Raw genomic sequence first — 14,269 nt, 5'->3', positions numbered from 1 at the left:
AACAGTTAAATACGATATTTTCCGTACACACCGGTACCATGGCGATTTAACGCCGTCTCTTTCGTTTCCGTTCGCTCTGCACCGAGTACGCCACTCGGTGTGGGTCGAGCCACTGCTTTCGGAACTGCTCCTACGCATTGCGTAGTGACGACGCTCCACAATTCACAACAGATGCCGACACCAAACGACGAACCGACGGATACAGAATCGCAATCGAACGACATTGACATCTACCCGATGCCAATGTTCGCCCGAATGGAGGTGACCGACATGGAGGATTCGACCGATTGGTATCGAGAAGTCGCCGGATTCCGAGAAGTCGCACCACTGCCGGGCATCGCTCACCTCCGCTATCGTAAGTACGCGGACGTGATGCTCGTTCCCGCCGACGAATCCGAACGTCCGGAGCAGGCTGCACAAGCGACGTCCGAACTGGCCGGGAACGGACTGTCGCTCACCCTCAACGTAGAAAACGAGACGGTGGACGACGTGTTCGAACGGACGCAATCGCACGATGCAACCGTCGTGAGTGGCCCCGAAGCAACGCCGTGGAACACGCGGCAAATAACGCTCGCAGACCCCGACGGATACCGACTCGTCTTCACGGAACCCGTGGACACCGAGTTGGATTTCGAGACGGCGATGGACAGTCTCGATTCGGAATAGCAGGTCTGCTCGGACAAGCGACTACCGTTCTTTCGCTTCTTTTATTCGCAAAACAATCCAAAAGACCGATTTTACCGCAAAAATCTGCGAACGGGCAGTTCAGTAAACCGAGTCTCTGATGTCTTCGTCCAAGTCGTCGAACGTGTCGAGATGTACCTGCCGTTCGGTGCGGAGGTTCTCCAGTTCGGCCTCGTAGTCAGTGACGTTGTCGGCGACGCCGAACTCCTCGATGTCGATGCCGGGCACCGAACTCGGAACCGTGAGTCCCGTCGCGTCGTCCGTCGTCCACTCGACGGTGTCACGGGCGATTTCTCGGAGAAGTGTCACCGACTCCGTAACGCCGATGTCCTTGCCGCCCAGATGGCCCGTGTTGAGGACGAAACAGTCCACACCGAGGTCGTCGATGAGTTCGCGGAAGCGGTTTCCTTCCTCGCCTTTCGACCCGACGATGAATGGGTTGGTGCCGACCACGCGGATGGATTCGCCAGCCTTCGACGGGTCGCCAGCACTGGTTTCGATGGACTCGCCGAGCATGAACGCCACGGCGGCCTCTTCCGAAGTGAGTTTGGCGACCGGCGGCATGACGGGATTGCGGGTGATGAAGAACACTTGGTCAACCCTATCGAGGTCGATGTCCTCACCTGAAGACGAGAGATAGTCGCGGAGGATAATTGCCCGACCGTTTGCGGTGTGGCGGTCGCTGTCGAAGTCCACGGTGCCATCGTCTGCCACATCCACGTTTTCGAGGACGGCGGAGTCGTGGGTCACGGCGTCGTACATGGCTGGCTGTTCGTCAGCGTCCAGTCCGATGGTTTTGACGTACAGACCGTTGCCTTCACTCCCCGCGATGGAGCCGTCCGGGAGGAGGGCGCACACGTCGTCTTGGAGCATCGTCGCCGTCTCGCCCTCGTCTTCGTCAAGCCAGAGGCCGTGGGCGGTCAGCGTCGATTTGCCGGTCGCGGAGAGTCCGAGGAACGCCTGCCCGACGTTTTGGAGGTTATCGTCGTCGTCGCGGAGCGTGACGCGCTTACTCCCCGCGTGGAGGCCGAGGCCGCCCTTTCGCTTGGCGTGGAACATGAACAAGCGGAGGAACGACTTCTTGGCTTCACCGGTGTAGTCGCTTCCGAGAACCGCAGTGAGGCCTTCTTCGGGAAGGATTCGAACCGCGATTTCGTCCCAGTCGGGAATCTGCACGGTGACGAAATCCGGTTCGCCCTCACCCTCGACGGGTTCGAACAATTTCGCCCACGCGAGGGCGATGCGACCGTACTCCTTCGGGACGTACAATCTGCATCGGTAGGAGTGCTCGGCGTGGCGGCCCATCTGCCGGTCGATACAGAGGATTTCTTCTTCCTGTGCGTAGTCGAGTGCGTCTTGTATGTGTCCGTAATCCTCCGGGCCAAATGCGTGGTCTATCGCGTTTTTCGTTTTATCCGAATTGCGTGAGCGTTCTCTGCTCACGTAGGACGGGGAACCGAACTCCGCCGTGGTCTCGAGCTCGCGCGAAAATTCGCGTAGCTCTTCGAGTGACGGATTGTAGAGTACATTGTCTGCCTCTACCGGATTAGGGAGCGTCTCTTTCAGGGGTCGGACTGCCTGCCCACTGTCTGACATCGTACTAATGAGGCCGACATAGACGACTATAATTATGCACGGTTTATCTCCGCCTTAGTGGTGTCATAACACACTTTTTAGCGGATTTTGGATTTCGGAAGTGAGTAAACATTTGTGGATTTTTGCCGCACGGACGCAATCATATCGACTCGGTTTCACGATTTTCACGCCCCAGAAGGCCCTGCCTGATTTGCCTCCGAAACCGGGTTGTCACCCGCCTCCAGCACTGATTTCAGTTCTCGGAGTTCTTTCCGAAGTTGTCGCGCCATCAGCCACTGCATAACCGACTCGAAAACGACTGAAACTTCTCGGAGCTATCTCCACCCTCATCGAACTCCGCCCCGAATTCGGATTATATACCTAGTCTTTTTGCTCTCGAATTATTTGTTAGTTTATGGCTGACCAACGGGGACTGTCGAAAGAGCCGAGTTCCGGTGTAACCTCGGCCGAGGTCGAGCGGAGGGCTATTCGCGTGCTGTTCGTAACCGGCAGTGGAGATGATTCTGAGATGGCCACTGCTCTTGGGAACCACCACCAGTTCTGCGTGACGACGGTGAGCGCCGACGACGGTCTCGACCGAGTCGGCGCAAACACCGTCGATTGTTTCGTTAGCGAATACCGACTTGACCACGGTGACGGACTCGAAGTTCTCGCCAGCATCAAGCGTACGTCTCCGGCACTCCCTTTCATCCTCGTTTCCGATCAGACGGTCGAAGGACTCGCCGAGAAAGCACTCTCTGCGGGCGCGACCGACTATGTCCACCATCCCTCCGGCGACGGCATCGGCCTTCTCGCCCACCGGATTCGGGCGGCGGTCGACCACCAAAGGAACGGACGAACCGGGCGTCTATCACGACAGAACGAGTTCCACCGCATCTACCGCGCGCTGGAAACGGCACAGGAAGGAATCGCTCTGCTCGACGACGACGGCGAGTTCATCTACGTCAACCAAGCGTACGCCGACCTTCACGACTACGACTCCGACGAGATGCTCGGAATGACGTGGATGCAAAAGTACGCAGACCACGAGGTGGAGCGGGTGCAAGACGACGTTCTTCCGCTTCTCTACGAAGAAGGGACGTGGTCGGGCAAAACCGAGGGACTGCGCCGGGACGGTAGCACGTTCCTCGAAAACCACTCGCTTTCGACGACGGCGGATGGCGGTCTCGTCTGTACTATCAGAGATATCACGGAACGAAAGGAGCGAAAGGAGTTGGTCGAATACTACCGTTCGGTCGTGGAGGACGTTTTCGGGGAATCCGAGGTCGGTGTCTTCATCCTCGATTCGTCGTTCGACATCGCGTGGATCAATCAGGCGACCGAACGCTACTTCGGACTCGAAGATATCGCCGTCGAGGGACGAGGCATGACCGAACTCGTCGGCGAGGTTCTAAAATACCGACTCGCGGAACCGGAGACGTTCGCGGAACAGACCAGCGACGCGTACGAAGGCAACGAATCCGTCGGGGAGTTTCAGGTACACGTATTGCCGGACAAGGGTCGTGACGAACGGTATCTTCAGCACCGAAGTCAGCCAATCGAATCCGGAAAGTACGCCGGTGGCCGCCTCGAACTGTACTTCGACATCACGGAGCGAAAGGAGCGCGAGGAGAAATTAGAGCAGTTCGCGGACATCGTCTCCCACGACCTCCGAAATCCGCTCGGAATCGCACAAATGTATCTCGGAGAGGTTCGCCGGAACGGTGTCGAGGGGAATCTCGACGAGGTCGAGCAGGCGCACGACCGAATGGAGACGATGATACAGAATCTGCTCTCGATAGCTCGGGGGGGTCAGCCCTGCAACGACCGGACGCCGATATCGCTCGAAACGGTCGGAACTCGGGCGTGGGGACAGACCGAGACGGCCGACGCGACCTTTCAAATCGAGGACGGGGAGGCTGTGATTTCGGCCGACGAAGACCGACTGCAAGCCGCGTTCGAGAACCTGTTTCGCAACGCAATCGAACACGGCGGCACCGATGTTCGCGTCCGTATCGGAACGCTCGAAGACGGCTTTTACGTTGCAGACTCCGGTTCCGGCATCGACCCGGAGCACCGGGCGGACGCCTTCGAACGCGGCTATTCCAACGGCAATGGAACCGGATTCGGACTCGCAATCGTTCACGAAATCATCGACGCACACGGTTGGAACCTAACCATTACCGAATCGTCCGACGGTGGTGCCAGATTCGAGGTAGGCGGCGTCGAGTTCGACGCCGCCCACGCACGAACCGACGGCTAACTACGGATTACGGAATTTCGTTGCGAAGCGAATGCTCTCGGAGACGTAGTACGCTGAAAGAAACGAGGTTACGCTATATCGCCTTCTGGCGACTGTGAGAAATTTTTAGCTACGAACGACGTTCGTCGCGCGTGGTCCTTTTGGTGCCTGTTCGATGTCGAATTCGATTTCCGTACCTTCCGTAAGATCTTCACCGCCAACGTCTTCCATGTGGAAGAACACGTCGTCGTCAGCATCCTCAGTCGAAATGAAACCGTAGCCGCCTGTGTCGTTGAAGAAATCAACGTTACCGTTTGCCATTACAACTAAATACAAATGGGGGACACGGTTAAGGGTTCCGCATTCGTCCTCAAAATTCGATTCTTACTGTACAAATGTACTGATTGTAGGTGGTTAGATGGCCATTCGGTTATTGATGGGCAGTTTTACGTTGATATACTGCTCTATTTGCACAACGAGCGGAGACTTCCGTAGTATCTACAGCTTTTATCTCGGTACTGTGCCATGTTCTTGCTTCTCACTCCCGACCAGTTTCGAAACGGTAGCCTCGTGCTTTCGTAATCGATTGGCCTCGGCACTCATAGGGTTCGTCACCACCAGCCGCCAGACTAGCTCGGAACACCTGTTTTCGTCATCGGCCACGTTCAACTACAGTACTGCTCCTAAAAAACGATTGTCTCTGTCCGCGCCAACGTGACGAACTCAGACGTGCATCGAGTCCGTTTCGTTCGTGTCTCCTTCCTCTTCCATCGGTTTGTTTTCGAGATAGACACGCGCATACGCCAGTTGAATCGCGGGGTGGAGAAACGTCGTGAGCAGAACCGAAAGCCCGATGATGGTGAGTTCGAGGTCGCCACCGCCGATAATGCCCACAATTCCGACACCGAATCCGATGATGACTGCCAACAGCGAGATACCGAAGAGTTTTAGCAGGTTTCCGGGCGCGACTTCCCAACTGGTTTCGAGACTTTCGGTGAGATTTTTGTCGTCAATGACGCAGGCTGGAAACGCGAGCGACAGTCGGAGCGCCAAGTAGATGCCCGGAATGATGAGGAAGATGAAACCAATCACGACGATGATGCTGTAGACGATACTCATCACGAACAGAGTGAGATACTTGCTCCCGACTCGTGAGGCGGCATCGCCGAAATCGGTTCGCTCGTCGTACGCTTCGTTCTCCGCGAAGACGTGCGCGACACCATCGACGAAGATACCGAACAGCGTCCCGACGAGCGAGAGTATGAGAAACATCTCTCCGAAACCGCTCAGAAGTCCGAGGACGAATCCGAGGACGATCAAAATCGGATTGCTGGCGAGCCATCCGAACGCCTGACTGAGCGTCCCGATAGCACCACGACGGGTCAGTTGTGCATATGCCATATTTTAAATAATTTAATAGAAATATGAAAAGTGTTGGGATTGCGGCCAACGTGCTACCCCACGATTTTCATTTTCACTCAATCCGCTCGCGCGCCGCCGCCACCACCAACGGAAGCGTAATCGTCGCGTCCGCATATACGGAGACGTTCCGAGCCGCCTTCTCCAGTTTGCCCCACGAGCGCGCTTCGTCCAGTGTAGCTCCCGAGAGGCCGCCGGTCTGTGGCGGATCCATCGTCAACTGAACGCCGTAATCGTAGGCAGAGGGCGAGACGAGCATGGTCTGGAGAACGTAGTTTTTCGGTACGCCCCCGCCGACGACCATCGCGCCGGATTTGTCGGCCTCGAACGCGAGGTCGGTGAGGTGGGTCATGTCCTTCAACGCGTCCAGCGTGAAATCGGTGGTCTGGGAGTACATCCACGCCTGTAAGCCGAGCACCGAGTCCTGCACTGCGGGGCAGTAGATTGGAACGTCGTTTTCGTAGGCCGCCGCCGCGATTCCGGCGTCCTCTTCGATTCCTTCGCGTTCGTTCACCTCGCTGTTCGCACGACCCAGTTCTTCGGTCATGCGTTGGATGCTGACCGTCTCCTCGATGTTCGGGAAGACTTCCGAGCGCAGGTGAGACTCGAACAGAGCGAAATGCTCCTGTGGAAGATAGACGTTGTAGATTCGGTCTACCTCCTCGTCGCGCAGTTGCTCGTCGTGCTCGCGCATGGACTTGTCGTCCCGCTCGTCCCTTCCATGATGGTGTTTCCCGCCGATACCCTCGATGGCGTCGTGGGTGAGGTTCGCGCCGGTCGTCACCAGCGCGTCGATGTGACCGTCGCGGATGAGGTCGGACACGATTTTGCGCATTCCGGTCGGAACCATCGCGCCAGCGAGGCCGAAAAAGTTTGTTACGTCGTCGCCCAGCATCTCGGCGTAGATGTCCACGGCTTTGTGGATGTTCGCCGCGCCGACGCCTGCGGAACCGTACTCGTCGGCGAGTTCACCGACGGTCATCCCGGCCCGAACTTCCGCGTGGGCGATGGGGTCGTGGTGAAACTCCTCGCGGTGAACGTGATGTTCTCCGTGGCTATCGTGGTTCCCGTTCTCTTCGTGACCGGTATGGTCGCCGTGTTCGTCGTCCCGCTCGTCGTGGTCGCTCATGTCCCTCCCTGTGTGAGCTATCGGCTTGAACGCCGCGATTATTCCACGACGACGCGCCCGTCGCGCTCTACGGTCACGTCGTGACCGAGATAGCCGAACACCACCCGTTTCGGCGGCGATTTTCCCATCAGTAGCGAATCGAGGGCGTCCGGGTCGAGCGCCTCGTACAACGGTGGCTGGAGGTTCCACGGTTCCGTTTCTTCGACTTCCGCAATCGCTTCGATGACGGCTTCCGAAGGTCGGTACGCCCCCTCGAACTGGCTGATAACTGCGTCGCTCTTTTTCAGGTTGGGTTGGTCGCTCACATCGGTCCTTAGTGTGTGTCCGGTTGGTCGGTTTGGGTTGCTGAGTTCGGGGATTTATTTCCCCGATGCAGAATCATCACCGATTTCGTACAGCGTGCTGTCGAGCAGTGAATCCAACCCGCGCCGATACCGGGCCGACAGCGCCTGTGGGGTGATGTCGAGTTCCTGTGCGACCTCCGCCAACGTCGATTGACGCGGTGTTCTAAAGAAACCCGCTTGATGCGTCGAAACCAGCGCGTCGTACTGTTCTGTGGTCAGGTCGTACTGTCGTTCGCGCATCTCCTGTACCGAGTAGACGCGCATCACTTCGAAGGGAATCGACCGCGCCGAAAGTTCCTCGCGCAACCGACTCGCGGCGACGTGGGTAGTAAACCGGAACTGGAAATACCAGCCGTCCGACGACCCACTTCCGCCGAGGAGCGTCGTCTGTCCGTCCACGATGATGTCCTGTAATCCGGGTTGGTCGCGGTTCCACGTCATTCGACAGAGTAGCGCATCGCCAGTATCGTCGAGGACGGAGACGGATTCGAGTGCGGGTTCTTCCTCCTCGGTTTCGACGATTTCGCCTGCACTGACGTTCCGAATCCAGAAAAACGGGAGCAAGCCGTCGTCCGCGGGAACGAGCTGTTCGAGTTCGATATGTGCGTCCGGATACCGTTGGACGAGTTCCCCTAACGGAAATGCATCCACTGGGATTTCGATTTCGACGATAAAACTCATTTGAATGCGTCACTGCGTCGTCCCGCAGCATCCCTGTTCCGGTCGCTGTGCTGATGGTTCTCATACCGTCATCTGATTGGAGAAACTGTGTTGCCGACTGCCACGAAGGGCGCGCGTGACGCGGAGTCAGACGCCAGAGACGCTTCGATTAGCCGCAACCCGAAGGCTCGGCTGTCGGGGCCGGTCGGCGGCGGCCCGTCTCCTGCAAGACCGGGACGTGACTCCGATAGTCCCGGCGGTTCTCTCGAACCGTTGAAACCCGCAGGACACGTCCAAATTCTCGTCGTCCCCCCTTTTAATACCATCTGTTTCCACGAAATCGTATGACGATTTCGGAAAAATCAGGATGAAAAATCAGGTAGTTCAGTTAACATTGTACAGTAGTTCAGTCGCCATCATCCCGTAGTTCAGTCACGATTTTGTGGTAGTCATTCTATGGTTCCGTGGTAGTCGTTGTAGGGAAGTCATTCTGCGGTAGTGCAGTGGTGATACTTCGGCCGATTAGCAGTTACAGTCCCGTCGGCTCGTCGATGAACGTCGTTTTTAGTCCCCACTCTTCCGCGAGCGACTGGAGCGACTGCACGCCGAACGTCTCGGTTGCGTAGTGCCCCGCGAGGAGGACGTTGATTTCGGCCTCCCGTGCCTCGTGGTACACCTTCTGTTTTCCTTCGCCAGTAATCAGCGCGTCAGCCCCCGCGTCGATGGCTTCGTCCAGCCAATCCACGCCGCTTCCGGTGACGATGGCTACATCCTCGACTGTTTCGGGGCCGAAGTCGAACACTCGTATCTCCCGTCCCCCGGTGTCGAGTTCGTCGGCCAACTCGTCGCGGATTTCTTCGACCGTCAGTTCGCCGCGCCCGCGCTGGCCGATGTGTTCCGGTCCTATGCTCCCGAACGGTTCTCTGGAATCGAGTTCGAGGAGGTCGGCGATTCCTGCCGCATTGCCCAGTTCCGGATGCGAATCCAGTGGGAGATGCGAAACGTACAGCGCCACGTCGTTTTCGATGAGCGGTGCGATTCGGTTGTAGTCGCGCCCCGTCACGCGTTCGATGCCGCCCCACGATAGGCCGTGGTGGACGACCAGCGCGTCTGCGTCCCACTCCACAGCGTCCTCGATGGTCTTCTCTGCGGCGTCCACGGCGAAGGCAACGCGCTCTACTTCCTTTTCGTCCGGGCCGACTTGTAGCCCGTTCGCGCTCGCGTCCACGTCCGCGAAGTCGCTCGTTCGGAGTCGGGCGTCGTACTCCTCGGTGAGTTCGGCGAGGTTCATACCACATCATCCACGCGCCGTCGGTTTGTATGTCCCGGCTTTCGTGCCATCAGCCATCACGGTTAAGACCGTTCGCGACCTATTTTTACTCCCCTCTATGGGGACGAGCGGTAACCGAGGTGTTTGACCATGGGCAAGTTCCGTAAAGCAATGTTTACGTGGCGACGCCTGCCACGACGGTTCAGGCGACGTATCGTGAGCAAACTTCGGCGCGTGTTCAGGGGTTAACCCTGTTCCGCTCGGTTTCGCGGACTACCTGACACCTGATTCGAATTTTTCAGAGCAATGCGAAACGGGCGACCGGTGAGTTACGAGTATTTGGACTAACTCGTGGCGCGTGCTGGCGAGACCTCGAGGACACGGTCGTCCGAAGAGCCGAGGCATAGCCGCGCGAGGTCTTCGTGAGCGACGGAGGAGCGAGCGAATCGGTTGGGGAGGATGTGGCTGTCGCAGTGCGGAGGCGGTTGTTTGGAGTCGTGATTTGTTCAACAAAATCAAGCGGACGTGAGCAAATCACGACTCCAATGGAAACCGAACCACACCCTCCCCAGCCGATTCCTTCGTTCGTTTCACTCACTCAGTCATCCCTCGCGTGATACTCAGCAGGGCTTCGGAATCCTCAGCCCTGCTAACGCACGCGCCGTGAGGAAAGTCAGCATTCTGAAACAATTGAGAATCGAGTTCAGCAACGTTTCGAATCACTCGCCTTGCGCACGTGAAAACACAAACTCGCGCAGTAATTTCCCACCGAGCGAAGCCGATTGTCCGTCGTCGCGGTCGTTGACTTCGACAACGTCGAATCCGACAACGTCGGTTTCTTCAGCTACGTCCCGAACCACGTCGCGCATCTCCCGGGGGGAAAGACCGAAGGGTTCCATAGTTCCGGTGCCGGGGGCGAATCCGGGGTCTGCGCCGTCGATGTCCACGCTGAGGTAGGTGGAACCCTCAAAGTCGGGTTCCCAGTCGGCGACCTCCTCGGGTGGGACGACCGTCACGTCGGATTCGGCGGCGCGGTTCCACTCCTCCTCGCTTCCGGTTCGGGCACCGAGAATGACGGCGCGGTCGGCGACGTCGAGAACGTGCCGGGTGACGGTCGCGTGGCTCAGGGGGTTGCCGTCGTAGGCTTCTCGTAAATCTAAGTGGGCGTCGAGACAGACGAAGGTGTCCGGTTCGGTCGCCCGCACTCCAGCCAGTGTGACGGTGTGTTCGCCGCCGAGGAGGAGGGGGCAGGCGTCGTCCCAGACGATGTCGGTGAGGACGCCTTCGACGTATTCGAGGTACTCTTCGGCGTCGTCCCATGCGTAGACGTCGCCGTGGTCGTGAACTGCAAGGTCTGAAAAGAACTGCCCGGTGCGATGGTCGTAGTCGTCGAACGTCCGGGCGAATCGTCGGATTCGTTCGGGACCGAATCGCGTTCCGGGCTGAAACGTGGTGGACACGTCGAGCGGCGCACCCACCACCACGAAGTCCGCTTGTCCGCGGTCAGTGGACGCACCGGGAAACATTTAGCGTTCGATTTTGCGTTGGTCGTCCATTTCGAGGTACTCGATTTCGTCGTCGGGCGAGAGGCCCATTCCCTCGGGCGTCTTGATGGTGATTGTCTCGTAGGTTTCGAGGTCCATGACCTGTGCGACGGTTTCGCTCTCGACGCTGACGACTTGGCCCTGTTTCCGGTTGATAATCGGAACCCAAATCTTCGCGTCAACCGGCTGGCTGAGGCTGCGCTTTTTCTCGTCGAAAACGCCTTTACCCTCGATTCGGGCTTTCGCGCTGCCGTGTTTGCCGGGCTTTGCGGTGCTGTAGGACTTGATGACACATGCGGCACCGTCCATCATGACGTAGTTTCCTTCTTGGAGTTCGCGGACTTCCTTTTGCTCTTTCGCCATACCGCGGGATTGCGTTCGCTCCGGTATAAACCGTTTGGAACTGTCGCGCTGTCGCTCAGCAGGTAGTGTAACGAGAAAGCACGAGAACCGCGATTAGAACCCGGACGAGAGACGTTTTCCACGACTCGTACGACCCTGCTGGCTTCCACCAGTTTCACGAACGCCGTTTTCACGCCGTCCGTTACTTGGTCTTCACAATCGTCCGCGTGGACGATTTTTGAGTCGCTTCGGTTCTCCGTCGGAGCGTTGACCTCGGTGTCGTGTTACCGACCACTTGGTTTTTGCTCCGCGTCTACGTTCAATCGAACGAAGACCATCCGGTTTGTTCTCCCGGTTCCCGCGACAGTTACTACTTGGCCATCAATCATTATAAATATTTTTCAGCGTTTCAGTCATGACATTCGTGAGCGAATACCATGCGAGAGCTTTTACTCTCGCGCGCGAATCGCCACGTATGCCGGAACATCCGCTGAAACAGCGGTTCGTCCTCGATACGTCGGTTTTCCTCACGGAGGAGATTCGGAACGAAGACGAGGCGCTGGAGTCGGCCATCGACCGTCTACTCGATGCGATTGCCCGGGCGAAACTCTCGCTCAACATCTCCTGTTACATCCCGCCCTCGGTTCACAACGAACTCACCGTCATTCTGCAAGAGCGCAACATCTCCGAATCCACCCTCTCGAAACTGGAAACGTGGGTCATCAAGAAAAACCCCGCCCGCTTCGAGGTGATGATTCCCGCCGAACTCGTCTACCGGTTCATCGACGAGATGAGCGGGCGAGTCGATAGGGGCCTACGCGTCTCCGAAAACGCGGTGCGGGAAGCTTTCGACGACGGCGAGGCGAACGTCGGCGAGGTCATTTCCGACCTGCGAAGCGAGTATCGCTCGACCCTCCGACGCGGCGTTCTCGACTCCCGCGAGGATTTCGACCTACTCATCCTCGCCCGCGAACTCGATGCAGGCGTCGTCACCGAGGACACCGGCATCATCAACTGGGCCGAGGATTTCGGCCTGCGGTATCTGCGCGGACGGGATTTTCCGTCGTTGCTCGAAGAGTATCTTGACGCTCTCGAGGAGGAGTGACCGACCAACTTCCCGGTTGCATTCGTCTGGCGCGCGAGTAACGCGCGAGGGACGACTGAGTGACCGAAGGGAGCGAAGGAGTCGGTTGGGGAGGGCGTGGTGCGGTTGCTGTGCGATAGCGGTTTCATTGTTGTCGTGATTTGCCCCAACACAGCCTAATCAAACGAGACTATGCAAATCACGACAACAAACGAAGCCTGCGAAAGAGCGCTGCTCTTTCGCGGCACCTGAAAACCGACGGTTTTCCGTGACTCGCAAACGCTTCGCGTTTGCTCACCCGAGGAAATCGGAGATTTCCCCCGGCCCTCAGTCGCTTCTTCGTCGCTCAGTCATCCCTCGCGCGCCTGATTCCATTGGAAATTTTCAGTTTACGTTTGCCGGTTGAGGAACGATTCGACACGACCTAATCCCTCCTCCAACTCTTTGGTGGGGAGCCCAAATCCAATCCGGAAATACTCCTCATACCCGAACAAATCCCCCGGAGCGAGAACCACACTCTCGGTTTCAACGACCTCTCGACAAAACTCAGTCCCGTTTTCGAACCCGTCCGGAATCGAGACGAATCCGTTCACGCCGACTGGGTCGTACCAGTTGAGTCCGTACTCCTCCACGAATTCACGAACCCGATTTCGATTTTTCTCGGCCAACTCGCGGTTTTCCGCCAAAATCTCGTCTTCCTGCTCACCCAGTGCTTGCCGAGCGACGTGCTGGTCGATGATTCCCGGCGAGATGGTCGTGTAATCCTTCCACTCCCACGCACCCTCTACGACCTCCTCAGAACCGACGAGCCACCCGAATCGCAGGCCCGCCAGCCCGTAGGCTTTCGTGAGACTCGTCGTGCTAATGCCGTGTTCGCCCATGCTAGCGACAGGTGGCAGTGGGTCGTCCGCGAGCAGGCGATACACCTCGTCGCAGAGCAGGTACGCCCCGGCGTCTTCCGCGAGGTCGTACAGGGCTTCGACTTTCTCCTGCGGGTGATACCGTCCGGTCGGGTTGTTCGGGTTGTTCAACACGATGACTCGGGTGTCATCCCGAATCGCGTCGGCCACCGCATCAACGTCCAGTTCCCATTCCGGCGGTTCGAGTGACACCCGAGTTACCTCTCCCAATGAGTCAGGCACGGCGTGGAGTGCTTGATAGGTCGGTGTGACGACGACCGCGTGGCCATTCCCTTCTTCGTTTCCCTTGCCTAACAGGCTCAAAAACGCCAGAAAGTTCGCTTCCTGCGTTCCGCAGGTGAACAGCACTTCGTCGGCGGTTCGGTCGTAGCGCTCGCCGACTTCCGCGCGAAACTTAGGACTGCCGTTCGTCGGAATGACGTAGCCCAACTCGCCGGGATTCGTGTCGAAGCGGTCTGCATCGAGGCTTCGGATACCGCTCTCGGCCAACATGATGTCCGCCTCGTGTTCGTATTCCGCGAACCAGCGTTCCAGTTTGAACGGTTCGATTTGCATACCGACTCTTGTTCGCGGGCGGTGGAAAAGCTACGGAATGGGGCAGTTGAGGGAGCAGTCGAAAATCACGGCACGCCGACGTACTTGTGCCGCCGGAACAGATACAACAGGGCGAGCGGAATGCCGATACCGAACCACATGGCGATTCCGAGTAGGATGTACTCGGAACGCGGTTTCCACGCCGACACCGACGCGACGTACTTGCGGTCGAAATGAATCCCGATTGCGACGAGGGCGGGCGCGGTGAGAACTGCGGCACCGAAGACGAACTTGATTGGTGCCGGAACCGTCGAAGTCAGTGTCGGCGACACACCGAATACGGCAGACGTAACTGCTGTAATCAGGGTCGCTACTAATCCAGGCAGAACTAGTAACCACCAGTGACTCCCTTTCTGGGTTGTCGTGGTGGACGACTGAACGCTGGAGGACATATTCGAAATATATTATTCAAACTTTAAGATATTTTTAAAAATGTCTGATAATTTCCCCTCGGGAGTGACT

The 14,269-nt window shown here is 57.6% G+C and carries 15 protein-coding genes; 4 read left to right on the top strand and 11 right to left on the bottom strand.

Annotated features, from left to right (window positions below):
• Positions 1-144: 144 nt before the first annotated feature.
• Positions 145-666, top strand: a complete 522-nt coding sequence (locus tag BW974_RS09770) for a VOC family protein (RefSeq protein ID WP_139328848.1) — start codon at positions 145-147, stop codon at positions 664-666.
• A 99-nt stretch (positions 667-765) separates the two neighbouring features.
• Here BW974_RS09770 and BW974_RS09765 read toward each other — a convergent pair whose 3' ends face one another.
• Positions 766-2,280, bottom strand: coding sequence for a phosphoenolpyruvate carboxykinase (ATP) (locus tag BW974_RS09765; protein WP_076429939.1), 1,515 nt, complete (start codon positions 2,278-2,280; stop codon positions 766-768).
• Between the two features lie 394 nt (positions 2,281-2,674).
• Here BW974_RS09765 and BW974_RS09760 point away from each other — a divergent pair, with 394 nt between their 5' ends.
• A complete protein-coding gene (locus tag BW974_RS09760) occupies positions 2,675-4,522 on the top strand; it encodes a hybrid sensor histidine kinase/response regulator (RefSeq protein ID WP_076429938.1) in 1,848 nt (615 codons plus the stop codon).
• 105 nt (positions 4,523-4,627) lie between these two features.
• Here the strand turns inward: BW974_RS09760 and BW974_RS09755 are convergent, their stop codons facing one another.
• From BW974_RS09755 to BW974_RS09735, 5 genes are all read right to left on the bottom strand, one after another.
• Complete coding sequence (locus tag BW974_RS09755) at positions 4,628-4,822, bottom strand: cold-shock protein (protein WP_076429937.1); 195 nt, start codon at positions 4,820-4,822, stop codon at positions 4,628-4,630.
• A 402-nt stretch (positions 4,823-5,224) separates the two neighbouring features.
• Positions 5,225-5,902, bottom strand: coding sequence for a DUF7847 domain-containing protein (locus BW974_RS09750; protein WP_076429936.1), 678 nt, complete (start codon positions 5,900-5,902; stop codon positions 5,225-5,227).
• Between the two features lie 73 nt (positions 5,903-5,975).
• A complete protein-coding gene (locus BW974_RS09745; protein ID WP_076429935.1) occupies positions 5,976-7,049 on the bottom strand; it encodes a deoxyhypusine synthase in 1,074 nt (357 codons plus the stop codon).
• 38 nt (positions 7,050-7,087) lie between these two features.
• Positions 7,088-7,354 carry a HalOD1 output domain-containing protein gene (locus BW974_RS09740; protein WP_245799984.1) on the bottom strand — a complete coding sequence of 89 codons (267 nt, stop codon included), beginning with the start codon at positions 7,352-7,354 and terminating at the stop codon, positions 7,088-7,090.
• Positions 7,355-7,408: 54 nt separating this feature from the next.
• Positions 7,409-8,074, bottom strand: coding sequence for a bacterio-opsin activator domain-containing protein (locus BW974_RS09735; protein WP_076429934.1), 666 nt, complete (start codon positions 8,072-8,074; stop codon positions 7,409-7,411).
• Positions 8,075-8,189: 115 nt separating this feature from the next.
• On the opposite strand from BW974_RS09735, the gene BW974_RS25580 reads away from it, so the two are divergent.
• The gene (locus BW974_RS25580; protein ID WP_158413660.1) at positions 8,190-8,330 is read left to right on the top strand and encodes a hypothetical protein; all 141 of its coding nucleotides are present in this window, start codon (positions 8,190-8,192) and stop codon (positions 8,328-8,330) included.
• Between the two features lie 252 nt (positions 8,331-8,582).
• Here BW974_RS25580 and BW974_RS09730 read toward each other — a convergent pair whose 3' ends face one another.
• The 3 genes from BW974_RS09730 to BW974_RS09720 form a co-directional block, all read right to left on the bottom strand.
• Complete coding sequence (locus BW974_RS09730; protein ID WP_076429933.1) at positions 8,583-9,344, bottom strand: Nif3-like dinuclear metal center hexameric protein; 762 nt, start codon at positions 9,342-9,344, stop codon at positions 8,583-8,585.
• Between the two features lie 698 nt (positions 9,345-10,042).
• Positions 10,043-10,849, bottom strand: a complete 807-nt coding sequence (gene speB, locus BW974_RS09725) for an agmatinase (protein WP_076429932.1) — start codon at positions 10,847-10,849, stop codon at positions 10,043-10,045.
• Entirely contained in the window at positions 10,850-11,230 is a 381-nt protein-coding gene (locus tag BW974_RS09720; protein ID WP_076429931.1) for a translation initiation factor IF-5A, read from the bottom strand.
• A 454-nt stretch (positions 11,231-11,684) separates the two neighbouring features.
• Here BW974_RS09720 and BW974_RS09715 point away from each other — a divergent pair, with 454 nt between their 5' ends.
• Positions 11,685-12,314 carry an RNA ligase partner protein gene (locus BW974_RS09715; RefSeq protein ID WP_076429930.1) on the top strand — a complete coding sequence of 210 codons (630 nt, stop codon included), beginning with the start codon at positions 11,685-11,687 and terminating at the stop codon, positions 12,312-12,314.
• A gap of 368 nt (positions 12,315-12,682) precedes the next feature.
• Here the strand turns inward: BW974_RS09715 and BW974_RS09710 are convergent, their stop codons facing one another.
• Positions 12,683-13,768, bottom strand: coding sequence for an aminotransferase class I/II-fold pyridoxal phosphate-dependent enzyme (locus tag BW974_RS09710; protein WP_076429929.1), 1,086 nt, complete (start codon positions 13,766-13,768; stop codon positions 12,683-12,685).
• 65 nt (positions 13,769-13,833) lie between these two features.
• A complete protein-coding gene (locus BW974_RS09705) occupies positions 13,834-14,199 on the bottom strand; it encodes a hypothetical protein (protein WP_076429928.1) in 366 nt (121 codons plus the stop codon).
• Between the last annotated feature and the right edge of the window lie 70 nt (positions 14,200-14,269).

This window comes from Haladaptatus litoreus (assembly GCF_900156425.1).
In the GTDB taxonomy this organism is placed as follows: domain Archaea; phylum Halobacteriota; class Halobacteria; order Halobacteriales; family Haladaptataceae; genus Haladaptatus; species Haladaptatus litoreus.
This window is presented reverse-complemented; position numbering and strand designations above follow the sequence as displayed.